Source organism: Kribbella sp. NPDC004138 (assembly GCF_053603655.1).
In genome coordinates this window covers 118,670-145,059 of record NZ_JBSGFZ010000028.1, presented here as the reverse complement: position 1 = coordinate 145,059, position 26,390 = coordinate 118,670, and the positions used below count along the sequence as shown (strand labels likewise).

The following is a 26,390-nucleotide window of genomic DNA, read 5'->3' as shown; positions in this document are numbered from 1 at the left end:
CGCCAACTGGTCCTCCACCCCCACCGCGCCTCCCCCCCCACCGCCACACCCCCCGGACCCATCCCCAAAACAAGCAGGTGAACCCACGAATCGTGGGTTCACCTGTCCGGTATGTCTTGAGACATCACACTTGCGCGCCCGGCAGGATTCGAACCTGCGACCAACGGATTAGAAGTCCGACGCTCTATCCAGCTGAGCTACGGGCGCGTGGCACGGAAGAGTGTCTCAGATCTCCGGGTGATCGCGCCTCCGGGTTCCTGATCGCGACGGTTCGCGGCGGGCCGAAGTACAGGGTTGTCGTTCCATCCCGGTAACGCTGAGTGGGTGGTCCTGCCGCTGGATCTTGACCCCAACTAGGCTTCGGGGCATGAGTCACCCCTCACCAGGCCCGTCCGGCGCGCCGCAACCCGCGGCGGGGTCGGCGTACTCACCCGGCGGACCGTACCCGCAGCCCAACGTGCTCGGGAGCCATCCCGTGCCCGGGCAGCGGCGCAACCGCGGTGTGCTGATCGGCATCGTGATCGCGGTCGTGTTCGCGATCGCCGGTCTGGTGATCTTCGGGATCGTGGCCAAGTCGACCGGCGCCGGCGGCTTCACCTGGGGCCTGGTGTTCGCGTTCGTCCCGGTCATCCCGGTGATCGCGCTCTACCTCTGGCTGGACCGGTACGAGCCCGAGCCCACGAAGTACATCGTCTTCGCGCTCTGCTGGGGCGCGTTCATCGCCACGCTGGTCGCGATCTTCATCAACACCGAGGTGTCGCACCGCCTGGCCGAGACCGGCGTCGGCGGCGACCGGTCCGCGGTCTTCGTCGCCCCGCCGGTGGAGGAGTTCGCCAAGGGCTCCGTGATCCTGCTCCTGGCGCTGGTCCGGCGCAAGGAGTTCGACGGCATCATCGACGGCCTGGTGTACGCCGGCATGGTGGGCGTCGGCTTCGCCTTCACCGAGAACATCCTGTACTACGGCCGCGTCTTCAACACGCTCTCCGAGGAGGCCGGCAGCGACGCGGGCCTGCGCGGCGCGTTCGCGTTGTTCATCATCCGCGGCGTGATCTCGCCGTTCGCGCATCCGCTCTTCACGTCGTTCACCGCGATCGGCATCGGCGTCGCGATCCGGCACCGAAGTACCGCCGTACGGTATCTGGCCCCGGTCGTCGGGTACCTGGCCGCGGTCCTCGCGCACGCGGCCTGGAACGCGTCGGCGAGCTGGGCCGGCGGCGGGGGCTTCATCCTCGCGTACCTGTGCCTGATGGTGCCGCTGTTCATCTGCCTGGTCGTCTTCGCGCTGGTGATGCGGTCGCGGGAGGGACAGATGATCGCCTCGCGGCTGTATGACTACGTCCGGTTCGGCTGGCTGGTGCCGCAGGACGTACCGCTGATCGCGACGCTGCGCGGGCGCAAGGCGCTCCGGCAGAACGCGCGCCGGTACGGTGCCCAGGCGGAGGCCGCCGCGAAGGCCTTCCAGCACAACGCGACCGAGCTGGCGTACCTGCGCGACAAGATCGTCCGCCAGGTGATCGGCCCCGAGGCGCTGGAGACCGAGAAGTCGCTGCTCGACGAGCTCCGGGACCGGCGCCCGAGCGTCCCGTTCCCGCCGATGCCGGCGTTCGCCCAGGCCGCACCGCAGTACGCCGGTGCGCCCGGGTATCCCGGCGCGCCGCTGCCGCCTGGTGGACCCGGGGGGCAGATGGGGCCTGGTGGACCTGGGGTGCAGGTGGGGCCAGGGGCACCTGGTGGGCCTGGTGCGCAGCCGGGGCTCGGCGGAGCAGGGCAGGGGGCGGGCGGAGCGGTGCCGGGAGCGGATGGCGCGGTGCCGGGCCAGGCGCCGTACCCGCGGCCGCAGGACGGTTATCCGCCTGCTCAATCCGGGTATCCCTCCGGACAACCCGGTCACGGAACCGGTCAGTCTGGTTACCCACCGGGACCCCCTGGTCGACAAGGACCGCCGGGAGGATACGGTCCGTATCCACCACCGCAGTGACTGCCACCCGTCCACGCCGCCAAACGGGGATGACGATGACTTTGCTTCTGCGCTGTCCGACCGGGCACTCTGTGCTCGTGGGCGGACGCCGTGGCTGACACCAGGTCAGCAGCTGGTGACGGTTCGGAACCGCGGGTTCCGAACCAGGATCAGCATGCCCAGGAGCTGGCGAACCTCATCGCCCAATCACCCTCCAAGCCCCGAGGCTTCTGGCGCCGCCGCCGCAAAAAGCCCACCGACGACCCCACCCCCTCCACGGCAACCACGCCGCCCGGAGACAGCTCAGCCACCGCCCAGCGCGGGGCTGCCTCGGACCAGCCCCTGCCGGCTGCGAGCCCCGGCTCGTCCAGCGCCCAGCCCGGAGACGTGACGGCCAGCACGCAGCAAGGGGTCGATTCTGGTGAGGCCCAGCCAGGAGCGGCCAAGGCTCGGCCGAGTTCCGGCTGGACCAGCGCCCAGCCAGCGGACGGCTCGGCGAGCGCTCAGCCCGGAGACGTGACGGCCAGCACGCAGCAAGGGGCCGACTCTGGTGAGGCCCAGCCAGGAGCGGCCAAGGCTCAGCCTGGTTCCGGCTCGACCAGCGCCCAGCCGGCGGACGGCTCGGCCAGCGCTCGGCAAGGAGCTGGCGCAGGGGAGGCCCAGTCGGGATCGGCTGAGGCGCAGCCGGGCGAAGAGTCTGGTGCGGCCCAGCCGGGCGACGGCACTGCCGACGCCTCGACGGACGCCCCAGTGGCCTCCGCAGCCGGCGACGCCGCAGGCGTGTCAGCAGACGGCAAAGCTGCAGACACGCCCGCAGAGGGCCGCACGGCGGCGAACGGGACAGCTGACGCTCCCGTCCCGGCTGATGCGTCCACCGACGCCAATCGCGGCGCGGCGGCCCCAGGGCCCCAGGATGGAACTGCCGGGGAGACGTCTGCCGTGCAAGCCGACGCAAAGGATGCTTCCGCCGTGGAAACTGCGTCCGGCACCCCAGACGGCCAGGCCTCGGCTGGGCTGACAGCCGCGGAAGGCGGCGACCCGGCCACGGTAGACCGCGAGGCCTCCGCAGGGTCGGCAACTGCTGGTACGACGACCGGCCGGGCGGACGGCCCAACTGGTACGTCGACCGCCGAGCAGGCCGCCGTACGTCCGGCAACCGCAGGCCAGCGCCCGCGCTCGGCGGTCGGTGTCGTGTACGAACCTGACGAGTCGCCTGACGGATTCCCTCTCGAGTACGGCAACATCATCATCGGCCTCCCCAAACAACCGGAGAAGGCCGACACCTCGGCTCACACGGCCAACGACGCCGACGCCGACGGTGCCGACGAGCCGGACCCCGCGGACGTCGCCGACGGCGTGAACCCCGCAGACCGTGCCGACGAGCCGGACCCCGCGGACGTCGCCGACGGCGTGAACCCCGCAGACCGTGCCGACGAGGCGGATCGTGCGGACGACGGAGACGAAGCGAGCCCGGCGGACGGTGCGGGCGACGGTGCCGGGTCCGGCGACGCGACTGAAGCTGGCGCGGCTGAAGCTGGCGAGGCGGCTGGGACTGTCGGGGGTGCCGAGGGGGCGCCTGACTCTCAGTGCGACGTACAAGGCGATGGAGCGGTGGAGGCGCCCGCAGCGGCTACCGATGATGGCGAGGCTGGCGACGGGACTTCGGAGGCTGCGGATGAGCGGCCCGCGGAGGACGCGGCTGAGGCTGGCATTGCGGACGGCGGGGCGTCTGGAGGCGGCGAGGCGGATGCCTCAGCCGACCCGGTGGTCGAGGGGTCCGACGCGGGTACTGAGGCTGGTGCGGACGGCGGGGCTGGTGCGGGCGTTGCTGACGGCGCGGATGTGGCTCCAGTGGGCGCCGGGGCGGTTGCTGATGAGCCTGCTGGTCAGTCGGATGAGTCTGCGGGTGCTGAGCAGGCCGATGGGTCGGCTGGCAGCACCGGCGTTGACGGTCCCGGTGAAGAGTCGGTCGATTCCTCGGCGGCGGACGGCGGCGAAGAGGCTGCTGCTGACGGTGCTGCGGCGGATGGCGCTGACGAGTCTGTAGACGGAGCTCTCGGAGGTCACGGCGCGGGTGCGTCGGGGGATGGCTCGGCTGGTGACGCTGCCGCTGAGGAGGCTGGCACGGCCGCCGACGGCGATGCTGTCGAGGCTGGTGCTGTCGGGGACGGCGCTGGAGACGAGCCGGTGGTTCCGGCCGGCGAGGCGGGTACGTCGGGCGATGGCTCACCAGATGACGCTGCCGCTGAGCAGGACGGTGCGGCTGCAGAAGGTGCTGTCGAGGGCGGTGCTGCCGGGGACGACGCTGGGGATGAGCCGGCTGATCCCGCCGGCGAGGGCGCGGTTGTCGACGAGGTGGATGCGGCGGGCGATGGCTCGGCTGATGGTGCCGCTGTTGCGGCGGCTGAGGACAAGGCGGCTGACGGCGCTGCTGCCGAGGGTCATGCGGCTAAGGGGCATGTGGCTGAGGGTGACGCGGCCGAGGGCGATCCGGCCACGGGTGGTGCGGCTGAGGGTGACGCGGCCGAAGGTGACGCGGCTGAGGGTGACGCGGTCGAAGGTGACGCGGTCGAGGGGGACGTGGCTGCGGGTGCTGGTGAGGGGGACGGGGCCGAAGGGGCTTCCAGTGACGGTTCTGAGGGGCGGGATGAGCCGGAGCTGACTGGGGAGGAGTTGGCGCGGCGGTTGGCGGCTGAGCAGGCTGCTATGGCGCTTATTACGGCGCTGATGAAGTTGCGGGGGGTGCTGGCGGGGAGTCAGTTGCCGTTGGAGGTTGTGGGGGCTGACGAGGCTCGGCAGCAGCAGAAGGCGATGCTGGATCAGCTCGACGACTACTTGTTGCCTCGGCTGGTGCAGCTCGAGGCTCCGATTCTGGCTGTGGTGGGTGGGTCGACCGGCGCCGGCAAGTCGACGCTGGTGAACACGGTGATCGGCAAGGTCGTCAGCGAGCCGGGCGTGCTGCGGCCCACGACGCGGTCGCCGGTGCTGATTCATCACCCGGCGGATGCCGACTGGTTCGTGGGGGACCGGGTGTTGCCGGGGATGGCTCGGACCAGTTCGGACGAGCCGGGCGGCATGGAGGACGCGGGGCAGTTGCGGCTGGTGGAGGCCGACACCGTGCCGCGGGGCCTGGCGATCCTGGACGCGCCGGACATCGACTCGGTCGTCGAGACGAACCGTGATCTCGCGACCCAGCTGCTCGCGGCGGCGGATCTGTGGCTGTTCGTGACCACGGCGGCCCGGTACTCCGACGCGGTGCCGTGGGAGTTCCTGCAGAGCGCGTCGGACCGCAGTACGGCGGTCGCGGTCGTGCTCGACCGGGCGCCGAGCGAGACGATCGACGACATCACCGGCCACCTCGCGCAGCTGCTGCTCGAGCGCGGGCTCGGGGAGTCGCCGCTGTTCTCGATCCAGGAGACGGTTGTCGACGGCAACGGGATGTTGCCGCAGCCGGCCGTTGCCTCGATCAAGGACTGGCTGGCAGACCTGGCCGCTGACGCCGAGGCGCGGGCGGCGGTCGTGCGCCGTACGCTGCAGGGCGCGGTCAGTGCGATGGTGAAGAAGACCCCGCCGTTCGCCGAGGCGGTGAAGGCGCAGGCCGACACCGCGGTGGAGCTGCGGTCCTCGGTGGAGTCGGCGTACGACCAGGGCGTCAAGGACATCGCGAAGGCGTGCCAGGACGGGACGCTGCTGCGGGGCGAGGTGCTGGCCCGGTGGCAGGAGTTCGTCGGGACCGGCGAGCTGCTGAAGGGCCTGCAGTCCAATGCCGGCCGGTTGCGGGATCGGTTGAAGAGCTCGCTCGGCAACAAGCCGGCGGAGACCCGTGACGTCAGCGACGCGATCCAGTCCGGTCTGGAGTCGTTGCTGGGTGAGCACGCGACCGCTGCCGCGGAGCGCGCGGAGAAGGTGTGGCAGGCAACTGCTCCCGGTCGCCAGCTCCTGGCCGCCGCCGAGGCGAATGATGCCGAGGGCAACAGCGGGCAGTCGCTGGGCGTGGTGTCGGAGGACTTCGCGGCCGCTGCGAGCCGGGCGGTCCGGGAGTGGCAGACGTTCGTCCTCGAGCTGGTCCGCAAGGAAGGCGCGGACAAGAAGTCGACGGCACGGATCCTGGAGTACGGCGTCAACGGGCTGGGCCTCTCGCTCATGGTGGTGGTGTTCGCCAGCGGGGCAGGCATTCCGAAGGGTGCCGAGGCCAGCGCGGGCGCGGGCAGCGCGGTCGTCGGGAAGCGGCTGCTGGAGGCAGTTTTCGGCGACAAGGCCGTTCAGGGCATGGTGGACAAGGCACGCGAGGAACTGGACGGTAAGGTTCATGCCCTGATGGATGCCGAATTCGCCCGGTATCTGGCTGTCCTCGACCAGCATCCGGTCGACGCCGAGACGGCCAGGCAACTCACCGAGGCCGCGCGCGCGGTGGAGGACTGCACGTGACGGAAACAGTGGATACGGTCGAGACCCCGGTGCGGGCCGAGACCGATGTCCTGAAGAAGATCGACGCGCTCGAGGCAGCCGCGGAGGCCGGCGACGGCCGGCTCGACCCCGTGGTGCTCACCGAAGCGGGGCAGATCGTCGACCGGGCCGCGCAGCGCCTGCGGATGTCGGGCGACCTGACGGTGGTCGCGCTCGCGGGCGCGACCGGCTCGGGGAAGTCGTCGCTGTTCAACGCGCTGACCGGGCTCGACCTGGCCGCGATCGGAACCCGGCGGCCGACGAGCTCGATGCCGCTGGCCTGTGTCTGGGGTGACGAGCCGGCCGGTGAGGTGCTGACCTGGCTGGGCATCCCGCGCCGGCACCAGGTGCAGCACCGCAGCTCGCTCGAGGAAGCCCATTCCGAGGACCTCGACGGTCTGGTGCTGCTGGACCTTCCCGACCACGACTCGACCGAGGTCGAGCACCGGCTGATCGTCGACCGGCTGGTGGAGCTGGTCGACCTGCTCGTATGGGTGGTGGATCCGCAGAAGTACGCCGACGCGGCGCTGCACAACCGGTACATCAAGCCGTTCGCCTCGCATTCCCCGGTGATGGTGTTCGCGCTGAACCACATCGACAAGCTGACGCCCGACCAGCGGAAGAGCTGCCTCGAGGACCTGGACCGGTTGCTGCAGTCGGACGGCCTCAAGTCGCCGACCGTCGTCGCCACGTCGGCCACCAGCGGCGACGGTCTGGAAGAAGTCCGTTCGTTGCTGGTCAAGCGGGTCAGCAACAAGCGCTCCGCGCGGGAGCGGCTCGCGGCCGACGTCGATCGAGTCGCGGACCGGATGGCGAGCCAGTGCGGCAACGCCAAGACGCCGGAGATCGCCGAGGCCGACGTCACCGAGCTCGTCGACGCGCTCGCGGACGCGAGTGGGCTGTCCGTCGTGTCGGACGCCGTAAGGCGCTCCTACCTGCAGCGGGCGCGGGCGGCGACCGGGTGGCCGTTGACCAAGTGGCTCGGGCGGTTCCGTCCGGATCCGTTGCGGCGGCTGCACGGCGATCAGGTGTCGCGCGAGCAGGGCAAGGCGCTGCGCAGGTCCGCGGCGAGCGAGGTCGCGATCGCGCGATCTTCGTTGCCTGCGGCAACCCCCGTGCAGCGGGCGCGGATGGATGCCGCGGTCCGGACGATCACGAACAAGGCCGCCGAGGGCCTGTCGCGCCCGTGGGCGGACTCGGTGCGTACGGCGATCCGGCGGCGCGAGGAGTCGCTCGGCGACGAACTCGACCAGGCGGTCGCGCGGACCGATCTGGGTGTGTCCGGCAACCCCGGCTGGTGGGGCTTCGCCAGGGTCGTGCAGTGGTTGCTGTTCCTGGTCACGCTCGGCGGCGCCGCGTGGCTGGTCGCCTTGCTGGTGGCGCGGATCGCCAACCGGAACGATCCGCCGCTGCCGGAATGGAACGGCATTCCCTACGCGTGGATCATGCTGGTCGGTGGTGCCGTCCTTGGAGTGGCGCTCTCGTTCGTCTGCCGGGTGTTCGCCACGAACGGCGCGCTGCGGCGCTCCCGGCAGGTGGCGACGGCGCTTCGCGCCGAGCTGGTGAACGTTGCCGACAGCCACGTTGTGGCGCCGGCGCGCGAGGAGCTCGCGGCGTACACGAAGTGCCGGGACAGCGTCGCCGCTGCCCGCGGATAGTCCGCCGCCCGCCGGTGGTTCTGCCGGCGGGCAGGCGGTGCTCGACCGCCGCGCCTCTCGGATGAGACGACGCGCGGCGGCGAGGGCGATCAGAGCTCGGCGTCTGGCGCGTACTGCGACAGGGAGATCTTGGCGGCGCTGAGGAGATCCTCCTCGGTCGTGGTGCCGGACGCCCGGATCGCCTCGATCCAGGCGCGGACGGACTGCTCGTTGTAGTCGACGACCTCGGGAGAGTTGGCCATCTCGACCGGGTCGGCGTCGGCCGGGAGTTCGCCGGTGACGTAGAGGGCGAGGCCGAGCAGGCCGCCGTCCCAGCCCGGCCCGACCCAGAGCGCGCCGGAGCCGCCGGGCGCCGGGGCCTCGCCCATCGAGTGCTCCAGCTCGAGCTCCGTGGAGGAGTCCGCGCCGGGCAGCAGTCGGAGCTCCAGCAGGCTGGTCGGGCCGCCGAAGGTCACCTTGAACCGCTTCGGCGGATCGCACTCCAGGATGTCGCCGCCGGCGTTGCCCTCCAGCTGGAACGAGCCGCCGACCTTCAGGTCGCCGCTGACCGGCATGAACCAGCGCCGCATCCGCTCCGGATCCGTCAGCGCGTCCCACACCTCGGCCGGCTCGGCCCGGTAGGAACGGCGCATCAGCACCGTCACGGTCTCGCCGGTGCGGCTGACCTCGCGCTGGACCGCGTTGATGTGCTCGAGGATGTCGATCACGGGTGGTTCCCTCTCCTGAAGGTATCTGGAGACCACCACAATGCCGGGATTCACTTATATAAGTCAACACTGACTTATGGGGTTCGGCGGCGTCGTTGACCTTCGCTGCGAGGGCGCTGGGAGTCGTCGAGCTCATGCGGCGTCCGCTGCCAGCGGGAGCGGGGTGGTGGAGTACTCGTCGGCGGGGAACGGGGTGGCGGTGACTTCAGGGGTGGAGGTTTCGGAGCGGGGCGCGGATTTGGTGTAGCTGGTGGTGCCTCGGTTCAGGTCGTGGCCGATGGCGAAGGCTTCCAGGACCAGGCGGCTGCGAGGCTCGCCGTTGTCGTCCTTCCACTCGTGGGTGCGGAGTTTGCCGGCGACGATGACCGGTTGGCCGAGCTGCACCGAGTCGGCGGTGTTCTGCGCCAGCTGGCGCCAGCACTCGACCTGGAACCAGGTGGTGGTCTTGTCGATGAAGTAGCCGAGGTTCTTGTCGAACTGTCTCGGGGTGGAGGCGAGCCGGAACGACAGGTGGGGCGAGTGTCCGCGCTCCTTGAGGTCAGGATCGCTGCCGACGCGGCCGAAGACTGTCACATAGGTTTCGTTGAGGCTCATGGGATCGCCTTCCGTGAAGAGTTCTGTCAACGGAGAAGATGCACCGATCGGAGCCGGGTCGGGCGGGGAAAGTCGGAGGCTGTGGATGACATAGGCTCTGGGGTATGGCGGAATTCATCTACACGCTTCGCAACGTCCGGAAGGCGCACGGCGACAAGGTCGTTCTCGACAATGTGACGCTGAACTTCCTGACCGGGGCGAAGATCGGCGTGGTCGGGCCGAACGGCACCGGTAAGTCCTCGCTGTTCAAGATCATGGCGGGGCTCGACCAGCCCTCCAACGGCGAGGCTCGGCTGGCCGAGGACGCGACGGTCGGGATCCTGCTGCAGGAGCCGCCGTTGACCGAGGGCAAGACCGTGCTGGAGAACGTCCAGGAAGGCGTCGGCGACACCAAGCAGAAGCTGGATCGCTTCAACGAGATCTCCGCCGAGCTGGCCGATCCGGACGCGGACTACGACACGCTGCTCGCCGAGATGGGCGACCTGCAGACGGAGCTCGACCACCGCAACGCCTGGGACATCGACGCGCAGCTGGAGCAGGCGATGGACGCGCTGCGCTGCCCGCCGCCGGATGCGATCGTCGACAAGCTGTCCGGTGGTGAGCGCCGCCGGGTCGCGCTCTGCAAGCTGCTGCTGCAGCAGCCGGACCTGCTGCTGCTCGACGAGCCCACCAACCACCTGGACGCCGAGTCCGTGCTGTGGCTCGAGCAGCACCTGCAGAAGTATCCGGGCGCCGTCATGGCGATCACCCACGACCGGTACTTCCTGGACAACGTCGCCGAGTGGATCCTCGAGCTCGACCGCGGCCGCACCTACGGGTACGAGGGGAACTACTCGAAGTACCTGGAGACCAAGCAGCAGCGCCTCGTCGTCGAGGGTCAGAAGGACGCCAAGCGGCAGAAGATCCTGGAGCGCGAGCTCGAGTGGGTCCGGTCGAACGCGAAGGCCAGGCAGACCAAGAGCAAGGCCCGGCTCGCGCGGTACGAGGAGCTCGCCGCCGAGGCCGAGCGGAACCGCAAGCTCGACATCGACGAGATCAACATCCCGCCGGGCCCGCGCCTGGGCAGCACCGTGCTCGAGGTGAACAAGCTGGAGAAGGGCTTCGGCGACCGCAAGCTGATCGACGGCCTGAGCTTCAGCCTCCCGCGGGCCGGCATCGTCGGTATCGTCGGCCCGAACGGCGTCGGCAAGTCGACCCTGTTCCGGATGATCGTCGGCGAGGAGCAGCCGGACGCGGGCTCGCTGAAGCTCGGCGAGACCGTGAAGATCTCGTACGTCGACCAGTCGCGCGGCGGCCTGGACCCGAAGAAGACGGTCTGGCAGCAGGTGTCCGACGAGCTCGACTTCATCAAGGTCGCGAACTTCGAGATGCCGAGCCGGGCGTACGTCGCCTCGTTCGGGTTTAAGGGCCCGGACCAGCAGAAGCCGACCGGCGTCCTGTCCGGCGGTGAGCGGAACCGGCTGAACCTGGCGCTGACGCTGAAGATGGGCGGCAACCTGCTGCTCCTCGACGAGCCGACCAACGACCTGGACGTCGAGACCCTGCAGTCGCTCGAGGATGCCCTGCTGGAGTTCCCGGGCTGTGCGGTGGTCGTGTCCCACGACCGGTGGTTCCTGGACCGGGTGGCGACGCACATCCTGGCCTGGGAGGGCAGCGACGACGACCCGGCCAACTGGTTCTGGTTCGAGGGCAACTTCGCGGCCTACGAGGCGAACAAGATCGAGCGTCTCGGCCCGGAGGCGGCGCGGCCGCACCGCGTCACCCACCGCAAGCTCACCCGCGAGTAACGCGAACAGCCCGAAGAGGCATCGGCCGACCCGAAGGGCCCCGTTCCGCATCAGGAGCCGGGGCCCTTCGCGCGTTCGAACACTTAGCCCTTGCGCTAACTATCGAGCCGCGGCAATACTTAGCCTTATGGCACAGTATTCGGAGCAGGTCGACGGTGTCTTCGTGGCGCTCGCCGATCCGACGCGGCGCAGCGTCATCCGGCGGCTGGGGCGGGGACCGACGAGCGTGGGCGAGCTCGCGGCGGAGTTCCCCATCACGTTGCCGTCGTTCATGAAGCACGTCCGGACGCTCGAGTCGAACGGGCTGATCCGCACCGTGAAGACCGGCCGGGTGCGCACCTGCGTGCTCAACCGGGAGCGGCTGGAGCTGGTGGACGGCTGGCTCGCCGAGCAGCGGCGGATCTGGGAGGAGCGCACCGACCGCCTGGAGCGCTTCGTCATCGAGGAGGAGGAATCGTGAGTCATACAGGGTTCGATCCGGAGCTGGACCTGATGGTGGAGCGGGTGATCCGCGCGCCCCGCAAGGCCCTCTGGCGGGCCTGGACCGATCCGCGACGCTTCGAGCAGTGGTGGGTGCCGGCGCCGGCGCTCTGCCGGGTCGAGCGGCTGGAGATGCGGCCGGGCGGGGCGATCGTGACGCGATTCAGCGAGGACGGCAGCGCCTTCGTGCCGCATCTCGAGGCGGTCGTCCTGGTGGCCGACGAGCTCGAGCGGATCGCCTTCACGAACGCGATCGACAGCACCTGGCGCCCGGCGGATCCGCAGCCGATCGCGATGACGGCCGAGGTGCTCCTGGACGACCACCCGGACGGTACGGCGTACCGGATGATCGCCCGGCACGGCGACCCGGCGACTCGCGGCAGGCACGCGGAAATGGGGTTCGCGGACGGATGGGGAACGGTCACCGAGCAGCTGGCGAAGTTGGTGGAGCGATGAAGCTCGTCCTGACGGAGTTCGTGACGCTCGACGGCGTCAGCCAGGGGCCGGGGTCGCCGACCGAGGACACGACCGACGGCTTCACCCGCGGCGGCTGGCTCGTGCCGTATATCGACGAGCTGTTCGTACGCCGGACCGTCGAGTGGCTCCAGCAAGCCGACGGACTGCTCTTCGGGCGACGCACGTACGACGCGTTCGCGCGGGACTGGCCGCGGATCACCGACCCCGACGACCCGTACACCGAGCGGATGAACTCGCTACCGAAGTACGTCGTGAGCAGCACGCTCACCGAAGGTGCCTGGCACCCGACAACATCGCTGAACAACCTCGACGATGTCGAAGAGCTGAAACGGCAGCCAGGTGGTGAGCTGCAGATCCATGGCAGTGCACGGCTTGGCAACGCGCTTCTCAAGGCCGGCCTGGTCGACATGGTTCGGCTGGCCGTAGCGCCGACAGTGCTCGGCGCCGGAAGGCGGTTGTTCGAGCAGCCGGGAGATGCGGCCGGTCTGAGGCTTCAGCAACAGGAGGCGACGCCGAGCGGTCTCCTGCTGCTCGAGTACGAGGCGGTCGGAGCTGCCCCGGTGGCGGAGTACGAGGGCGTCACGGCGTACGTCTGAGTCAGCGGTCGCCGTCGAGGGGACCCCAGTTTTGGGACCCGCCGGTGCGCGGCTCGAAGCCGGCGAAAGGGATGTAGTTCATGCCGACGGTGGCAGCGAAGTACCCCTGGCCGTACGGCATCACGGCAGCGCCCGCCTGCCAGTACGGGACCTCGCGGCTGCCGTACCTGACGTAGTGGACCTTCGGCTCGTCGCCCGCGCCGATGCGGGCAGCGTCCTGGGCGCAGGCCGGCACGGTACGGGTGCCGTACTTCGGTTGGGTCCAGACGATGTCCGTCGTCGACGGCCCATGCTGGGGATTGAAGAAGCACGGCAGCCGGCGCTGCGGCACCGGTTCGCCGCGCAGGCGCGCCTGGACACAGACGATCGCGTAGCGTCCGGTCGCCAGCGTGTCGGTGACCGAGCTGATGCCGTCGGCCGATCGGATGTCTCTGGCTGCCCGCTGCGCCGCCTCGTAGGCGTCGAGCGCCACCTGGTAGTCCGACCGCGCATCGGGGTCGAGCGGGTGCCCGCCCACCTGCGCATCCAGTCGCCGCAGCTCCTCACCGAAGAGGGTCACGTCCTCGTCGGCCCGCTTGCGGATCTGCTCCAGTTCCTCGGCGTCACCGCGCTGCGCGGCCCGCCGGTCCCAGAAGTACCGGCCCGCGAGTGTCATCCCTCCGCCCCCCAAGGCGGCCATCAACCACCACATCTTCCGACGGTAACGCCGGAGAGCGACCGGCTAAACGGTCTGGGCCTGATAGTCGGTCAAAACGTTGTCGACGACGCGCAGGTCCTCGGTGATGAGCGCCTTCCAGAGCGCCCAGCCGCGGGCCCTGGCCCAGGTGCCGGCGTCTTGGTCGACAACCTCCCGGAAGGCGGCGCGGGAGGCGCCGGAGAAGAAGGTGTAGGCGATCACCAGGTCGCACGCAGGGTCGCCGACTCCCGACGTACCGAAGTCGATGACCGCGGAGAGCCGGCCGTCGCGGACCAGCAGGTTGCCGTTGGCGATGTCGCCGTGGAACCAAACCGGCGGCCGGTCCCAGGATGTCGCCAGCGCCGCGTCCCACACCTCACGCGCGAGATCGGTGTCGATCCGGCCCTTCAATGCGGCGAGGGCCTCGATCGTCTCGTCGTGGTAGTACGCCGGGGGTCCGCCGCGATGGAAGCTGTGCGCACCGGCGAGCGGCCCGCCGGTGGGGTCGACGTCCTGCAGGGCGCGGATGAACTCCGCGATCGACCGAGCGAAACCGGGCAGGTCCGTCACGGTGTCCGCTGACGCGGTCCGGCCGTCGATCCAGCGCCGGATCGCCCACGGGTGCGGGTAGCCTTCGCCGGGCGCACCCTTCGCGACGGCCTCGGGGATCTCGACCGGGAGCTGTGGCCCGAGAACCGGCAGCCAGGTGTGTTCCTTGTCCACGGCCGCCACGTAGCTCGCGTGCGTCGGCAGCCGAGCGGTCAGCCCGGCGCCGAGCCGGTACGTCCGGTTGTCCCAGCCGTCGACCTCGACCGGCGTCACCGGCAGGTCGGCCCACTGCGGGAACTGCTGTGCGATCAATCGCCGTACCAGTGCTGCGTCGATACCGGCCCGGCCGTCCTGGGGAAGTTCCGTCACGCGAAGAAGGTTCCCCGACGCGGACGGCCGGTCTCAAACGCTTTAGCCGACGGCTTCAGCGTTGACCGATGTGCTCGGAGACGGCGTCGAAGACCCGGCCGACGGCGGCGAAGTCCTCGGGGCTGGCGAGGTTGACCAGGTTCTCCCGGACGCCCTCGACGTGGAACGGCGCGGCCTGCTCGAGCAGGGCGAAGCCGGCGTCGGTCAGCTCGGCCCAGACGCCGCGCTTGTCGCTGGTGCACGACGTGCGGCGGACCAGTTCGGCGGCCTCCAGGCGGCCGACGGTGTGCGTCAGGCGGGACCGGCTCTGGTGCAGCCGGTCGGCGAGGTCGGCCATCCGGAGCCGCCGGTCGGGCGCCTCGGAGAGCCGCACCAGGATCTCGTAGTCGTTGATTCCGAGGCCGAACTGGCGCAGATCCTCGTCGAGTTTGGCCATCAGGCGTGCGGTGCCCAGCAGGTACGCACGCCACGCCACCTGCTGCTCGGCGTCGAGCCACCGAGTCCCCCGGTCCATCTCAGTCTCCATCGTCACGGGAACAGTGTAGCGGGAATGTAGTTGACTTTTAAACCGTTACTGCCTACTGTCGTAGTCATCGGTTGAAGTTTTAACTACCGCGGCTGCGTCGCCCCCGACCAGTACGAACCACCTTCCGAGAGGACCCCATGAGCGACACCACCACCGGCACCGCGACCAGCAGCATCCCCGGCCTGGTCGCCGGCACGTACGCCCTCGACACCGCGCACAGCGAGGTCGGCTTCACCGTCCGGCACCTGATGACCAAGGTCCGCGGCACCTTCCAGGAGTTCAGCGGCGAGATCGTCGTCAAGGACTCCATCGAGGAGTCCACGACCAACGTCGCGATCGAGCTGGCGTCGGTGCACACCCGCAGCGAGCAGCGCGACGGGCACCTGCGCTCCGGCGACTTCTTCGACGCCGAGAACAGCCCGAAGATGACCTTCGTCAGCACCGCCATCAAGCCCGAGGGCGACGACTACGTCCTGGCCGGCGAGCTGACCATCAAGGACGTCACCAAGCCGATCGAGCTGGCCGTCGAGTTCCTCGGCGTCGACCAGAACGCCTACGGCCAGACCATCATCGGTTTCGAGGCCTCTGCGTCGATCAGCCGCAAGGAGTGGGGCATCGACTTCAACGTGCCGCTCGAGGGCGGCAAGCTGCTGATCGGTGACAAGGTAGACATCCACCTCGACGTCCAGGCCGCGCTGCAGGCCTGACCCCGGCAAAACCGAAAGACCCCGCGCCGCTCGGCGCGGGGTCTTTGCTATGCCTGGACCATGCGATGGGCGAGGTCTGCGTAGAGCTTGCCGAGCGCGGCCGGGTCGCCGCGGTGCGGGGTGTACCACCGGGCGACGTCGATGGACAGCGAGAGCACGGCGAGGGTGGTGCCGGGCAGGTCGGGCACCGTGAACTCGCCCGCGGCGACGCCGTCGGCGAGAACCTGCTCGATCTGGGCGGAGATCGCCCGGCGGATCGTCGCGACCTCGGCCAGGTGCTCGGGTGACAGGGCGGCCAGCTCGTACTGGACCACGCGCGCGATCGTGTGATGCTCCGCGTGCCAGGCAGTGAAGGCGGCGACCAGCGAGCGGAGCCGGTCCGCGGGTGCGGAGCCGGTGTCGGCGGAGCGCAGTACGTCGAGGGCCGCGTTGTGACCGTAGCGGCTGATCTCGAAGAGCAGGCGCTCCTTCGACGGGTAGTGCACGTACAGCGCGGCGGGGCTCATCCCGGCGCGCGAGGCGATGTCGCGGGTGGTGGTGGCCTGGTAGCCGCGCTCGGCGAAGGCGTTGACGGCGCCGGTCAGCAGCCGGCGCGCCGCGGCCGGCTGGACATGCTCCCACACCAGGGGATCGGTGACTGCGGACACGTTGACACCTTGCACCGAACGCGTGAAGCTAAGCAAGCGCTTAGCCATTTGTCTCAAATCCTCGGGGAGGCCCCATGGAGCGCGTCATCTTCGGCGAGGACCACCACGCGTTCCGCGCCAGCGCCAAGGAGTACTGCGACCGCTCGCTGGTGCCGCGGATGGAGCAGTTCCTCGAAGAGAAGACGATCGACCGCGCCGCCTGGCTGGAGGCCGGGAAGCAGGGCTTCCTCGGGCTCGACGTGCCGGAGGAGTACGGCGGCTCGAGCGTCGGCGACTACCGGTTCAACGCCGTGTTCGCCGAGGAGGTGTCGAAGGTCTCCGCGTCGCTGTCGAGCTGCTTCGGCATCCACTACGACTGCGCCGCGCCGTACTTCGTGGACCTCGGCACCGAGGAGCAGAAGCAGCGCTGGCTGCCGAAGTTCTGCGCCGGTGAGTACGTCGCCGCGATCGGGATGACCGAGCCGTCCGGCGGTTCGGACCTGGCCGCGCTGAAGACGACCGCGAAGAAGGCCGACGGCGGCTGGGTGCTGAACGGCTCGAAGACCTTCATCACCAACGGCGACATGGCCGACCTGGTGATCGTCGCGGCCCGCACGACGCCGGAGAAGGGCGCGAAGGGCATCACGCTGTTCGTGGTCGAGGAGGGTATGGAGGGCTTCGCCCGCGGCCGCAAGCTCGACAAGGTCGGCCAGACCGAGTCCGGTACGTCGGAGCTGTTCTTCGAGGACCTGTTCGTCGGCGACGGCAACGTGCTCGGCGAGCTGGACCGCGGGTTCATCCACATGATGGAGCGGCTGGCGCAGGAGCGGATCGGCGCCGCGGTGTCGAACATCGCGCACGCCACCCAGATCCTCGCCGAGACGATCGACTACGTGAAGCAGCGCAAGGCGTTCGGCCAGCCGGTCGGCTCGTTCCAGTACAACAAGTTCCTGATCGCCGAGCTGGTCACCAAGGCCGAGGTCACCCAGTCGTACGTCGACAACGCGATCGTCGCGCACGACGAGGACCGGCTGTCCGCGGTGGACGCGGCGAAGACGAAGTGGTGGAGCGCCCACGTGCAGAACGAGATCCTGGACGCCTGCGTCCAGCTGCACGGCGGCTACGGCTACATGAACGAGTACCGGGTCGCGCGCGCCTGGCGCGACGCCCGCGTCACCAAGATCTGGGCCGGAAGCAACGAAATCATGAAAGAGCTGATCGGCCGCGACCTCGGCCTGTAGAAGGGAATTGCTGTGCCTGAAGCAGTCATCGTGTCCACGGCCCGGTCGCCGATCGGCCGTGCGCACAAGGGGTCGCTGACCTCGATCCGGCCGGACGACCTCGCCGTCCAGATGATCCAGGCGGCGGTCGGCAAGGTAGGACTGACCGGTGACCAGATCGAGGACCTGGCGCTCGGGTGCGCGGAGCCGCACGACGAGCACGGCGGCAATATGGCGCGCCGGGTCGCGGTGCAGCTCGGCTGGGACAACACGCCGGCGACCACGGTCAACCGGTTCTGCGCGTCGTCGACGCAGACCGCGCGGATGGCCTACCACGCGATCAAGGCCGGCGAGGGCGACATCTTCGTCAGCGCCGGCGTCGAGTGCGTATCGCGGTACAAGAACTTCGGCTCCGCCGGTGTCGGCGACCCGAGCTCGTTCAACCCGCTCTTCACCGACGCGGTCGCGCGGACCGAGAAGTACGTCGAGACCAACGACACCTGGCACGACCCGCGTGCGGACGGGCTGATCCCGGACATCTACATCTCGATGGGCCAGACCGCGGAGAACGTGGCGACGCTGCGTGGCATCAGCCGCGAGGACCAGGACGTCTTTGGCGTCCGCTCGCAGAACCTGGCCGAGAAGGCGATCAACAACGGGTTCTTCGAGCGCGAGATCACGCCGGTGACGCTGCCGGACGGGACCGTGGTGAGCAAGGACGACGGCCCGCGGGCCGGGACGACGCTGGAGAAGGTGAGCCAGCTGCAGCCGGTGTTCCGCCCCGACGGCACCGTGACGGCCGGGAACTGCTGCCCGCTGAACGACGGCGCCGCGGCGGTCGTGATCATGAGCGACACCAAGGCACGCGAACTCGGCCTGACGCCGCTGGCGCGGATCGTGTCGACCGGTGTCAGCGGCCTGTCGCCGGAGATCATGGGCCTCGGCCCGGTCGAGGCCTCGAAGCAGGCGCTGGCCCGGGCCGGGATGAGCATCAACGACATCGACCTGGTCGAGATCAACGAGGCCTTCGCGGTCCAGGTGATCGGCTCCGCGCGCGAGCTCGGGATCGACGAGGACAAGCTGAACGTGCACGGCGGCGCGATCGCGCTCGGCCACCCGTTCGGCTCGACCGGTGCGCGGATCATGACCACGCTCGTCAACGGTCTGCAGTTCGAGGACAAGCAGTTCGGCCTGGAGACCATGTGCGTCGGCGGCGGACAGGGTATGGCGATCGTGCTCGAGCGCCTCAGCTGATGAGCCTCGACGGCCGGACGGCGATCGTCACCGGCGCATCCCGCGGTATCGGGCTGGCGATCGCGCAGCGCCTGGTGGCCGACGGCGCGCGGGTCGTCATCACCGGACGCACCCAGGAGACCCTCGACCAGGCGGTCGAGGCCCTGGGCGGCCGGGAGCACGCGCTCGCGGTGGCCGGCAAGGCGGCCGACCCGGAGCACCGGTCGCAGGTGGTGGCGGCCGCGGTGGCGACGTACGGCTCGGTGGACCTGCTGGTGAACAACGCCGGCATCAACCCGATCTACGGAAAGCTGCTGGACGTCGACCAGGCGGTCGCGGCCAAGATGGTGGACACCAACGTGCTGGCCGCGATCGCCTGGGTGCGGGCCTGCCGGGACGCGTGGATGCGCGCGCACGGCGGGGCCGTGGTCAACCTGTCCTCGGTGGCCGGTCAGGGGCCGTCGCCCGGCATCGGCTGGTACGGCGCGACGAAGGCGATGGTGTCCCGGGTCACGCAGGAGCTGGCCGTCGAGCTGGCTCCGGAGATCCGGGTCAACGCCGTGGCCCCGGCGGTGGTGAAGACCAAGTTCGCCGGAGCGCTCTACGAGGGCCGTGAGGACAAGGTGGCGTCGACGTACCCGCTGGGACGGTTGGGCCGGCCGGAGGACGTCGCCTCGCTGGTGTGGTTCCTGCTGTCCGACGAGGCGTCGTGGATCACCGGCCAGACCATCACCATCGACGGCGGGCTGATGCTGAACGGCGGGATCGCCTAGGGCCGTCGGCCCTGCCAGCCCGCCAGCTGGTCGTACGGCGGCGCGTCGGCGGCCACCGGTACCACCGGGCCGAACGGGATGTGCCCGCCGCGCTGCTCGGCCGGGACGTATTGCCGAACCGTCGGAAGCACCTGTGCCGCCAGCTCCTCGTCGAGCTGGTCACGGCGGCCGGTCGCCGTGGCCAGGTCCCAGGCGTGGGTGGCGAGCTCACCCGTGTACGCGCCGATGGCTGCTGCGCCGGGAAAAGTGCCCCACGGCAGCTTGCAGGTCCGCGCGAGGATCGAGTCGTCGGCCAGGGTGGCGTCGAGCGCTACGCGGCGTTCCTTCCAGGCGGCCGGGACGTCGTCGACTCCGGTGGTGACGACGGGGATGGTCAGCGGGTCGCCGCCGTTCAGCGCCAGGTCGATCCGCGCCGCGACCGTGAGCAGGTGGCCGAGGAGCGTGCGGACGTCGTACTCGTCGCAGGGTGTCTGGAGGTCGAGGTCGTCGGGCCCGGTGGTGTTGACGAGCTGCTGGGTCTGGTCGAGGGCGCGGACGAACAGTGCGCGTGGGTCGTTGGTCATGAAGACAGCTTCGAGGGGTATATACGACATCTTCTGTCCCATATTATTAGGGACATGCGCGCGGACCGGTTGTTGCAGATCATCCTGTTGCTGCAGCGGCACGAGCGGCTGAGCGCGCGGGAGCTGGCCGAGCGGCTCGAGGTGTCGACGCGGACGGTCATGCGGGACATGGAGGCGTTGTCGGCGGCCGGCGTGCCGGTGTACTCCGAGCGTGGGCGCAACGGGGGCTGCGTGCTGCTGCCCGGGTACCGCGCCGACGTGAGTGAGCTGACACCGCGCGAGGCGCAGGCGCTGTTCGCCTGGTCCGGGCGTGCGGCGTTGTCGGAGGAGCTCGGGTTGCGGGACGCGCTGCACTCGGCGATGGGGAAGCTGTCCGCGACATTGCCGGCCGAGCTGCAGGGCGATGCGGACGCGTTGTCGGGTGCGATCGTGGTGGACCGGCGGCGGTGGTTCGCCGAGACCGAGGACACCGGCGCGTTGCCGGTACTGCGGCAGGCCGTCGTCACGCGCCGGCGGGTGCGGCTGCGGTACGCGTCGGCGAGTGAGGGCGTTCAGCAACGAACCGTCGATCCGTGGGGGCTCGTGGAGCAGGCCGGCAGGTGGTACCTGGTGGCTGCGCATCGTGGCGCCGCGCGAATGTACCGGGTGTCCCGCGTCGAGCAGGCCGACGTACTCGAGGAGGCGGCGGAGCGGCCGGAAGGGCTGGACGTCCGCGCCGAGTGGGAGCGGTTGCGCTCAGGGCTCGAGCGGCAGCTGCCCGTCGGGGCGGACGTGCTGGTCAGGGTGCGGCCGGACCGGGTCGAGATGGTCCGGCGGATCGCCACGCCGATGCTGGTCAAGGGGGAGGCGGCGCGCGACGTACCGGCCGACGACGAATGGCCGCACCTGCGGCTGCACTTCCGGGTGCGCGAGGCCGCGTGCGGCGTGCTGCTGGGGTTCGCCGGCGATGTCGAGGTGCTGGAGCCGGCCGGCATCAGGGCGCGGATGCTCGAGCTGGCGAAGGCGGCGGTGGCGACCTACGGCTGACGGGTGGCCACGAACGTCTGCCGCAGGATCACGTTGCCGTCGGCAGCGATGTCCTCGTTGCGCCAGTGGAAGCCCATCGTGGTGATGCCGGTGAACTGCCAGCGGGTACTGGCGTTCTGCGCCTCGAGCGTGATGGTGTCCGCGGTCGCGTGGGCGATGAACGGCATCACGAACGCGGCCTTCGGACCCAGCCAGGTCGAGCGGAACGCCTCCAGTCCGGGATCATAGATCCGGATCGACAGTCCCCACTCCCCGTCGCCGTCGGTCGCCCTCGCTGCTCGGCTCGGCGTGATCCAGATGTCGGCGACCGCGCGGCCGTCGAGCGCCCACGCGAAGTGCCATTCCCCGGTGGTCTGCCGGATCACGGCGCCGCTGTCGTCGTACCAGGCGACGTCGAGGTCCCAGCTCCCGATCAGCGGCGCGAACGGGCGGAACGGCTCGGCGAACTCGGGCCGCGGTGCGTCGGAGACCATCAGGCCGGCCAGCGTCCGGGCGGCCGCCGCACCGTCGGGGATCTGCATGAGCTCAAGCCTAGGCCCGGACGCCCCGCCGCCGGTGACCCCGTCGCGTGGAACCACGATGGCACTTCCGGCGGTCGGGGCGATCAGTCCGACAGCACCGCGCCACTCTAGTACGAGTCCGGCGCACATCCGAATTACGGGACGCGCGCGATCCCGTCACTTAATCCGTGGCGGCTCTCCAGCCTGCTGGCTAGGGTCCGGGCATGACGACGCGGGCGGTGGTACGGCTGGCAGTGGGGGACGATGCCGAGGCGGTGGCAACGGTCCGGGCGGTGGTCGCGCCGTACAAGGTGATGTCGGCCGCGGCGACGCGGCACATGATCACCGTGCAGTCGCCGAAGGAACGGTTCCTGCCGTTGGTCGCCGACCGCGAGGGTGAGATCGTCGCCTGGGCGTCGGCCGGGATCAACGTGTGGACCAGCGAGCCGGGGCAGGCCCACCTCAGCATCTACGTGCATCCGGACCACCGTAAGCAGGGCATCGGCAGCGAGCTCGCCGAACGCCTGCACCAGCACCTCACCGAGGTCGGCGCGGTCCGGGTCCGGTCGTTCGTGCAGCCCGACGGGCTCGAGTTCGCGCGCAACCTCGGGTACGACGGGACGCGGCAGATGCACTTCGCCGGCCTCGACCTGACGGCGCCGCTGCCCGAGCAGCCGGAGACGCCGGCGGGGATTGAGCTCGTGGCGCTGGACAGCGTGGAGCCGCGGACGGCGTACACAGCCGACACGATCGCGTCGCTGGACGAGCCGAGCGACTCGCCGCTGGACTCGGTCGACTACGACCAGTGGCTGGAGGAGGTCTGGAACAGCCCCTCCGTGGACAGGTCGCTCAGCGTCGGCGCGATGGCCGGCGAGGAGATGGCGTCCTTCACCGTCGTCGAAACGGCCGGGGACCGGATGTGGTCGGGGATGACCGGCACCGTTCCGGCGTACCGCGGGACCGGCCTGGCGAAGCTGGTGAAGTCGGTCGCGCTCCGGCGTGCGGCGGCCGCCGGGATCACCTCGGCGTACACCTCCAACGACGACGAGAACGGCCCGATGCTCGCCGTCAACAACTGGCTCGGGTACCGCCGGGTGCAGACCGAGCTGGGGCTGCTGAAAACCCTCTGAGACCGAGCTGTAATCGGTTCACTTCCGGTATGCACCTGAAATGGCGCTAGATTCCGGGGGACTTCGGTGTCGTTGGAGTGCCCAAGGAGTTTCAGATGGAGATCAGGGCGGCTGAGCCACGCGATGTGGTCGCGGCGGTCGCGCTGCACGACGCACTGGTGCCGTACTTGGCGACCACCCGGGGCGCGCTCGCCCGCCGGACCGGCACGGGGAACGCACCCGGTCGGGGAACGTTCGCGGCCGTCGGCGACGACGCCACGCTCGCGGGCTGGGCGACGGACGGCCTGATCGCCGGCTCCGACCCGCTGGACGGGGAGTTGCGGGTGCTGGTCCGGCCGGAGTACCGGCGGCGGGGGATCGGGACGCGATTGCTGGAGGCAACGCATGCCAACCTGAGGGCGGCGGGCGCGACGTCGGCGCGGGTGTTCGCGGACCCGGGATCGGTCGCCTGGGCGGCCCGGTTCGGGTACCGGCAGACGCGCCAGGTGCACTACGCGGGCATCGATCCGCGGAAGGCGCCGGAGCTGCCCGAGATCCCGAGCGGCGTGGAGTTGCTGCCGGCCGGCGCCGTCGATCCGCGGTTGCTGTACGAGGCCGACATGGTTGCCCAGCGCACCAAGCCGGGCGACGCCAAGATCTCCACCCGGCCGTACGACGACTGGCTGGCGGGCGTCTGGCGGAACCCGGACACGGTGCTCGACCTGAGCGTCGCCGCCGTGCACGAGGGCCGCGTGGTCGCGTTCACGCTGGGGCTCGGCGACCACACGATGATCTGGTCGAAGATGACGTCGACGCTGCCCGAGTACCGCGGCCGCGGCCTGGCCAAGCTGGTCAAGGCCGCCGCCCTGCACCGCGCCGCCGAGGCCGGAGTGCACGGCGCCTACACCGCCAACTACGACGGCAACACCCCCATGATCGCCGTCAACGAATGGCTCGGCTACCACCGCATCGCGACCCACGCGGTGCTGATCTGCCCGCTCTGACCGCTTACGTCCGAAGAAGCGGCGAGACGTCCCTCGAGTTCTTCGGACGTAAGCGGTCAGGGGAGTCAGGGGACGAGCAGGACGACCGTTTCGGCGACGCAGGCCGGCTTGGTGGAGTTTTCCAGTTCGATCACCCAGTTGAGGGAGACCTGGACGCCGGCGGGGGTCTGTACGGCGTTCGCGATCGAGGCGCCGGCGCGGACCCGGGTGCCGACCGGGACCGGGGCCGGGAAGCGGACCTTGTTGACGCCGTAGTTGAGTTTCGCGGTCACGCCGTCGACCTTGAACAGTTCCTCGCCGAAGCGGGCGATCAGGCTCAGCGTCAGGTAACCGTGCGCGATCGTCCCGCCGTACGGGCCCTTGGCCGCGCGGTCGACGTCGACGTGGATCCACTGGTGGTCGCCGGTCGCGTCGGCGAACTGGTTCACCTGCTCCTGGGTGATCTCCAGCCACGCGCTCTCACCGAGCGTCGTGCCGACCGCGTGCACCACCTCGTCGACGCCGTTGAACGTCTGCGGCATGTCGCCTGCCTCCTAGTTCCGCGGTCCGCCGGCGACGTACAGGACCTGGCCGGACACGAAGCCGGCCTCCTCGCTGCAGAAGAACGACGCCGCGGCGGCGATGTCCTCCGGCTTGCCGGTGCGCTGCACCGGGATGCTCGCGGCGGTCGCCTTCTTGAACTCCTCGAAGTCGACGCCGACCCGGGCCGCGGTCGCGGCCGTCATGTCGGTCTCGATGAACCCCGGCGCGATCGCGTTGGCCGTGACACCGAACTTGCCCAGCTCGATCGCGAGCGTCTTCGCCAGGCCCTGCAGACCGGCCTTCGCGGACGCGTAGTTCGCCTGGCCGCGGTTGCCGAGGGCCGAGGTCGAGGACAGGAACACCATCCGGCCGTACTTGGCCTCGACCATGTGCGCCTGGCAGGCCTTCGACATCAGGAAGCTGCCCTTGAGGTGCACCGACATGACCGTGTCCCAGTCGTCCTCGGACATCTTGAACAGCAGGTTGTCCCGCAGGACGCCGGCGTTGTTGACCAGGATCGTCGGCGCGCCGAGTTCCGCGGCCACCCGCTCGACCGCGGCCGTGACCTGGTCGGCCTTGCTGACGTCGGCGCCGACGCCGATCGCCCTGCCGCCGGCCTCGGTGATGGCCTTCACGGTCGCCTCGCAGGCGCCCTCGTCGAGGTCGACGACCGCGACGGCGTGACCGTCCGCGGCGAGCCGCTGCGCGACGGCCGCGCCGATTCCCCGGGCTGCCCCCGTCACGATCGCTACTCGCTGCTCGGTCATTGACCACTCCAATCGGTCCACTGGTCTGCCGGGGATGACATTACCCACGGTCCGTCACACCGGAAGTACCCCGGATGACATGATCGTGGTGTGGATCATCACAGACCGGGGTGGTGGGGTGGGGAAGGTATGAGAAATCGCCACGTCTACCACTGCCCGTTGCGGTGGGGCGACATGGACGCGCTCGGCCATGTGAACAACGGCCGGTACGTGGACTACCTCCAGGACGCCCGCGTCGATTTCCTGTTCCGGACCGCCAAGGAGCTCGGCGCCGACAACCTCGAGACCGGCCTGCTGGTGGCCCGGCACGAGGTGCAGTACCGCGCGCCGCTGCACTTCCGGCCCGAGCCGGTGCGGATCGAGCTCTGGATCAGCGAGATCCGGGCCGCGTCGTTCACGGTCGACTACGAGATCCTCGACGCCGAGCCGGAACGCCGCACGTACGTCGAGGCGCGGACCAAGCTGGTCCCGTTCGATTTCACCGCGAACCGCCTGCGCCGGATCACCCCGGTCGAGCGGACCGCGCTGGAGAAGCTGGTGGGCGCGTGAAGGAGCGAAGCGAGTTCACCATTCAACACAGTTGGTCTCGCGCCTCATCGGCGCCCGGAGCGAAGCGAGGACGCCGATGAGCTTCACACACCCGGTCCTGGTCCGGTGGTCCGACATCGACTCCTACGACCACGTGAACAACGTGCGGTACTTCGACTACCTGCAGGAGGCGCGGATCGCATTCCTCGGGCAGGTGATGGAGACGACGGGCGACTTCTTCGCGCAGTACCCGTGCGTGCTGGTCAGCCAGACGGTGGACTACCTGCGTCCGATCCTGCTGCGGCACCCGCCGTACGACGTGGACGTGTGGATCGCCTCCGTCGGTACGTCGTCGTACACGCTCGGCTCCCGCATCGTCGACCGCAGCGGCGAGTCCGAGGACCTGTACGCCCGGGCGGAGTCGGTGATCGTCGCCGTGGACGGCACGACGCACGCCAAGCGCCCCCTCGGCGACACCGAAAAGGCAGCCCTCCTCCGACACCTTGTGACCAGTTGAGAGACTAGGTCCGAGATGACTGAGCAGCAGAGCTTCTACGACGCCGTCGGTGGGGCGGAGACCTTCCACCGGTTGGTGGCAGCGTTCTACCGCGGGGTTGCCGCCGATCCGGAACTGCGGGCGATGTACCCGGAGGAGGACCTCGGTCCGGCCGAGGTGCGCTTCCGGATGTTCCTCGAGCAGTACTGGGGCGGCCCGAAGACGTACTCCGAGCAGCGCGGGCACCCCCGGCTGCGGATGCGGCACGCCCCGTTCGCCGTCACCCCGGGCGCGCGGGACCGGTGGCTCGGCCACATGCGGGCCGCGCTCGACGAGATCGCCCTGTCCCCGGAGCGGGACGAGGAGATCTGGCGCTACATGGTGATGGCCGCGCACAGCATGGTGAACACCGACGAACCGCAGTACCCGGGCGCGATCGACGTGTCCGGCCGCTGAACCACTGTCTGAATCTTCCAGAAGGAGACAACACGAGC

Annotated in this window: 29 protein-coding genes and 1 tRNA gene; 18 read left to right on the top strand and 12 right to left on the bottom strand. The window is 69.8% G+C overall.

Features of this window, described 5'->3' with window-relative positions:
• Positions 1-133: 133 nt before the first annotated feature.
• A tRNA-Arg gene (locus ACWEOO_RS33945) sits at positions 134-207 on the bottom strand.
• Between the two features lie 160 nt (positions 208-367).
• Here ACWEOO_RS33945 and ACWEOO_RS33940 point away from each other — a divergent pair.
• A complete protein-coding gene (locus ACWEOO_RS33940; RefSeq protein ID WP_452146504.1) occupies positions 368-1,978 on the top strand; it encodes a PrsW family intramembrane metalloprotease in 1,611 nt (536 codons plus the stop codon).
• Between the two features lie 1,777 nt (positions 1,979-3,755).
• Positions 3,756-4,004: a hypothetical protein gene (locus tag ACWEOO_RS33935; protein ID WP_452146503.1), complete on the top strand. Its 249-nt coding sequence runs from the start codon at positions 3,756-3,758 to the stop codon at positions 4,002-4,004.
• A gap of 179 nt (positions 4,005-4,183) precedes the next feature.
• On the opposite strand, the gene ACWEOO_RS33930 is transcribed toward ACWEOO_RS33935, so the two are convergent.
• Entirely contained in the window at positions 4,184-4,417 is a 234-nt protein-coding gene (locus tag ACWEOO_RS33930; protein ID WP_452146502.1) for a hypothetical protein, read from the bottom strand.
• A 267-nt stretch (positions 4,418-4,684) separates the two neighbouring features.
• Between ACWEOO_RS33930 and ACWEOO_RS33925 the strand changes: the two genes are divergently transcribed.
• Both ACWEOO_RS33925 and ACWEOO_RS33920 read left to right on the top strand, forming a co-directional pair.
• Positions 4,685-6,385, top strand: coding sequence for an ABC transporter (locus ACWEOO_RS33925; RefSeq protein WP_452146501.1), 1,701 nt, complete (start codon positions 4,685-4,687; stop codon positions 6,383-6,385).
• Positions 6,382-8,061, top strand: a complete 1,680-nt coding sequence (locus tag ACWEOO_RS33920; RefSeq protein ID WP_452146500.1) for a GTPase — start codon at positions 6,382-6,384, stop codon at positions 8,059-8,061. The genes ACWEOO_RS33925 and ACWEOO_RS33920 overlap by 4 nt, the downstream gene beginning before the upstream one ends.
• An 89-nt stretch (positions 8,062-8,150) precedes the next feature.
• Here ACWEOO_RS33920 and ACWEOO_RS33915 read toward each other — a convergent pair whose 3' ends face one another.
• A complete protein-coding gene (locus ACWEOO_RS33915; RefSeq protein ID WP_359939308.1) occupies positions 8,151-8,768 on the bottom strand; it encodes an SRPBCC family protein in 618 nt (205 codons plus the stop codon).
• Between the two features lie 132 nt (positions 8,769-8,900).
• Complete coding sequence (locus ACWEOO_RS33910; RefSeq protein ID WP_452146499.1) at positions 8,901-9,362, bottom strand: single-stranded DNA-binding protein; 462 nt, start codon at positions 9,360-9,362, stop codon at positions 8,901-8,903.
• A 104-nt stretch (positions 9,363-9,466) separates the two neighbouring features.
• Between ACWEOO_RS33910 and ettA the strand changes: the two genes are divergently transcribed.
• From ettA to ACWEOO_RS33890, 4 genes are all read left to right on the top strand, one after another.
• The gene (ettA, locus tag ACWEOO_RS33905; RefSeq protein ID WP_359939314.1) at positions 9,467-11,149 is read left to right on the top strand and encodes an energy-dependent translational throttle protein EttA; all 1,683 of its coding nucleotides are present in this window, start codon (positions 9,467-9,469) and stop codon (positions 11,147-11,149) included.
• A 127-nt stretch (positions 11,150-11,276) separates the two neighbouring features.
• Positions 11,277-11,609: an ArsR/SmtB family transcription factor gene (locus tag ACWEOO_RS33900; RefSeq protein ID WP_359939317.1), complete on the top strand. Its 333-nt coding sequence runs from the start codon at positions 11,277-11,279 to the stop codon at positions 11,607-11,609.
• On the top strand, positions 11,606-12,085 hold the full coding sequence (locus tag ACWEOO_RS33895) for an SRPBCC domain-containing protein (protein WP_452146498.1): 480 nt from the start codon (positions 11,606-11,608) through the stop codon (positions 12,083-12,085). The genes ACWEOO_RS33900 and ACWEOO_RS33895 overlap by 4 nt, the downstream gene beginning before the upstream one ends.
• Positions 12,082-12,702, top strand: coding sequence for a dihydrofolate reductase family protein (locus ACWEOO_RS33890; RefSeq protein ID WP_452146497.1), 621 nt, complete (start codon positions 12,082-12,084; stop codon positions 12,700-12,702). Before ACWEOO_RS33895 ends, ACWEOO_RS33890 begins: the two co-directional genes overlap by 4 nt.
• Position 12,703: 1 nt before the next feature.
• On the opposite strand, the gene ACWEOO_RS33885 is transcribed toward ACWEOO_RS33890, so the two are convergent.
• Genes ACWEOO_RS33885 through ACWEOO_RS33875 form a run of 3 tightly spaced genes read right to left on the bottom strand, consistent with a single transcriptional unit; the run spans position 12,704 to position 14,810 of the window.
• Positions 12,704-13,381, bottom strand: a complete 678-nt coding sequence (locus ACWEOO_RS33885) for a hypothetical protein (protein ID WP_452146496.1) — start codon at positions 13,379-13,381, stop codon at positions 12,704-12,706.
• Positions 13,382-13,423: 42 nt separating this feature from the next.
• On the bottom strand, positions 13,424-14,296 hold the full coding sequence (locus ACWEOO_RS33880; RefSeq protein WP_452146495.1) for an aminoglycoside phosphotransferase family protein: 873 nt from the start codon (positions 14,294-14,296) through the stop codon (positions 13,424-13,426).
• A gap of 55 nt (positions 14,297-14,351) precedes the next feature.
• On the bottom strand, positions 14,352-14,810 hold the full coding sequence (locus ACWEOO_RS33875) for a MarR family winged helix-turn-helix transcriptional regulator (RefSeq protein ID WP_363712376.1): 459 nt from the start codon (positions 14,808-14,810) through the stop codon (positions 14,352-14,354).
• A gap of 149 nt (positions 14,811-14,959) precedes the next feature.
• Here ACWEOO_RS33875 and ACWEOO_RS33870 point away from each other — a divergent pair, with 149 nt between their 5' ends.
• Entirely contained in the window at positions 14,960-15,529 is a 570-nt protein-coding gene (locus ACWEOO_RS33870; protein WP_359939332.1) for a YceI family protein, read from the top strand.
• Positions 15,530-15,576: 47 nt separating this feature from the next.
• Here ACWEOO_RS33870 and ACWEOO_RS33865 read toward each other — a convergent pair whose 3' ends face one another.
• Positions 15,577-16,176: a TetR family transcriptional regulator gene (locus ACWEOO_RS33865; protein ID WP_452146494.1), complete on the bottom strand. Its 600-nt coding sequence runs from the start codon at positions 16,174-16,176 to the stop codon at positions 15,577-15,579.
• 74 nt (positions 16,177-16,250) lie between these two features.
• Between ACWEOO_RS33865 and ACWEOO_RS33860 the strand changes: the two genes are divergently transcribed.
• Genes ACWEOO_RS33860 through ACWEOO_RS33850 form a run of 3 tightly spaced genes read left to right on the top strand, consistent with a single transcriptional unit; the run spans position 16,251 to position 19,381 of the window.
• Entirely contained in the window at positions 16,251-17,396 is a 1,146-nt protein-coding gene (locus ACWEOO_RS33860) for an acyl-CoA dehydrogenase family protein (RefSeq protein WP_359938161.1), read from the top strand.
• Positions 17,397-17,408: 12 nt separating this feature from the next.
• Positions 17,409-18,629 carry an acetyl-CoA C-acetyltransferase gene (locus ACWEOO_RS33855; protein ID WP_452146493.1) on the top strand — a complete coding sequence of 407 codons (1,221 nt, stop codon included), beginning with the start codon at positions 17,409-17,411 and terminating at the stop codon, positions 18,627-18,629.
• Complete coding sequence (locus ACWEOO_RS33850; protein WP_359938155.1) at positions 18,629-19,381, top strand: SDR family oxidoreductase; 753 nt, start codon at positions 18,629-18,631, stop codon at positions 19,379-19,381. Before ACWEOO_RS33855 ends, ACWEOO_RS33850 begins: the two co-directional genes overlap by 1 nt.
• Here ACWEOO_RS33850 and ACWEOO_RS33845 read toward each other — a convergent pair.
• Entirely contained in the window at positions 19,378-19,944 is a 567-nt protein-coding gene (locus ACWEOO_RS33845; protein ID WP_452146492.1) for a TIGR03086 family metal-binding protein, read from the bottom strand. The genes ACWEOO_RS33850 and ACWEOO_RS33845 overlap by 4 nt on opposite strands.
• 54 nt (positions 19,945-19,998) lie before the next feature.
• Here ACWEOO_RS33845 and ACWEOO_RS33840 point away from each other — a divergent pair, with 54 nt between their 5' ends.
• Positions 19,999-20,970 carry a helix-turn-helix transcriptional regulator gene (locus ACWEOO_RS33840; protein WP_452146491.1) on the top strand — a complete coding sequence of 324 codons (972 nt, stop codon included), beginning with the start codon at positions 19,999-20,001 and terminating at the stop codon, positions 20,968-20,970.
• Here the strand turns inward: ACWEOO_RS33840 and ACWEOO_RS33835 are convergent.
• Positions 20,961-21,491: a hypothetical protein gene (locus tag ACWEOO_RS33835; protein WP_452146490.1), complete on the bottom strand. Its 531-nt coding sequence runs from the start codon at positions 21,489-21,491 to the stop codon at positions 20,961-20,963. The genes ACWEOO_RS33840 and ACWEOO_RS33835 overlap by 10 nt on opposite strands.
• A 203-nt stretch (positions 21,492-21,694) precedes the next feature.
• On the opposite strand from ACWEOO_RS33835, the gene ACWEOO_RS33830 reads away from it, so the two are divergent.
• Positions 21,695-22,600, top strand: coding sequence for a GNAT family N-acetyltransferase (locus tag ACWEOO_RS33830; protein ID WP_452146489.1), 906 nt, complete (start codon positions 21,695-21,697; stop codon positions 22,598-22,600).
• Positions 22,601-22,695: 95 nt separating this feature from the next.
• Positions 22,696-23,583 carry a GNAT family N-acetyltransferase gene (locus ACWEOO_RS33825; protein WP_452146488.1) on the top strand — a complete coding sequence of 296 codons (888 nt, stop codon included), beginning with the start codon at positions 22,696-22,698 and terminating at the stop codon, positions 23,581-23,583.
• Positions 23,584-23,648: 65 nt separating this feature from the next.
• On the opposite strand, the gene ACWEOO_RS33820 is transcribed toward ACWEOO_RS33825, so the two are convergent.
• Together ACWEOO_RS33820 and ACWEOO_RS33815 are read right to left on the bottom strand one after the other, a co-directional pair.
• Positions 23,649-24,104 carry a MaoC family dehydratase gene (locus tag ACWEOO_RS33820; protein ID WP_452146487.1) on the bottom strand — a complete coding sequence of 152 codons (456 nt, stop codon included), beginning with the start codon at positions 24,102-24,104 and terminating at the stop codon, positions 23,649-23,651.
• Between the two features lie 12 nt (positions 24,105-24,116).
• The gene (locus tag ACWEOO_RS33815) at positions 24,117-24,872 is read right to left on the bottom strand and encodes an SDR family oxidoreductase (protein WP_452146486.1); all 756 of its coding nucleotides are present in this window, start codon (positions 24,870-24,872) and stop codon (positions 24,117-24,119) included.
• Between the two features lie 129 nt (positions 24,873-25,001).
• Here ACWEOO_RS33815 and ACWEOO_RS33810 point away from each other — a divergent pair, with 129 nt between their 5' ends.
• The 3 genes from ACWEOO_RS33810 to ACWEOO_RS33800 all read left to right on the top strand — a co-directional run bounded on the left by ACWEOO_RS33810 (position 25,002) and on the right by ACWEOO_RS33800 (position 26,352).
• Positions 25,002-25,421 carry an acyl-CoA thioesterase gene (locus ACWEOO_RS33810; RefSeq protein WP_355689487.1) on the top strand — a complete coding sequence of 140 codons (420 nt, stop codon included), beginning with the start codon at positions 25,002-25,004 and terminating at the stop codon, positions 25,419-25,421.
• A gap of 76 nt (positions 25,422-25,497) precedes the next feature.
• Positions 25,498-25,917, top strand: a complete 420-nt coding sequence (locus ACWEOO_RS33805) for an acyl-CoA thioesterase (RefSeq protein ID WP_452146485.1) — start codon at positions 25,498-25,500, stop codon at positions 25,915-25,917.
• A gap of 15 nt (positions 25,918-25,932) precedes the next feature.
• Positions 25,933-26,352, top strand: coding sequence for a globin (locus ACWEOO_RS33800; protein ID WP_359938123.1), 420 nt, complete (start codon positions 25,933-25,935; stop codon positions 26,350-26,352).
• Positions 26,353-26,390: the final 38 nt, after the last annotated feature.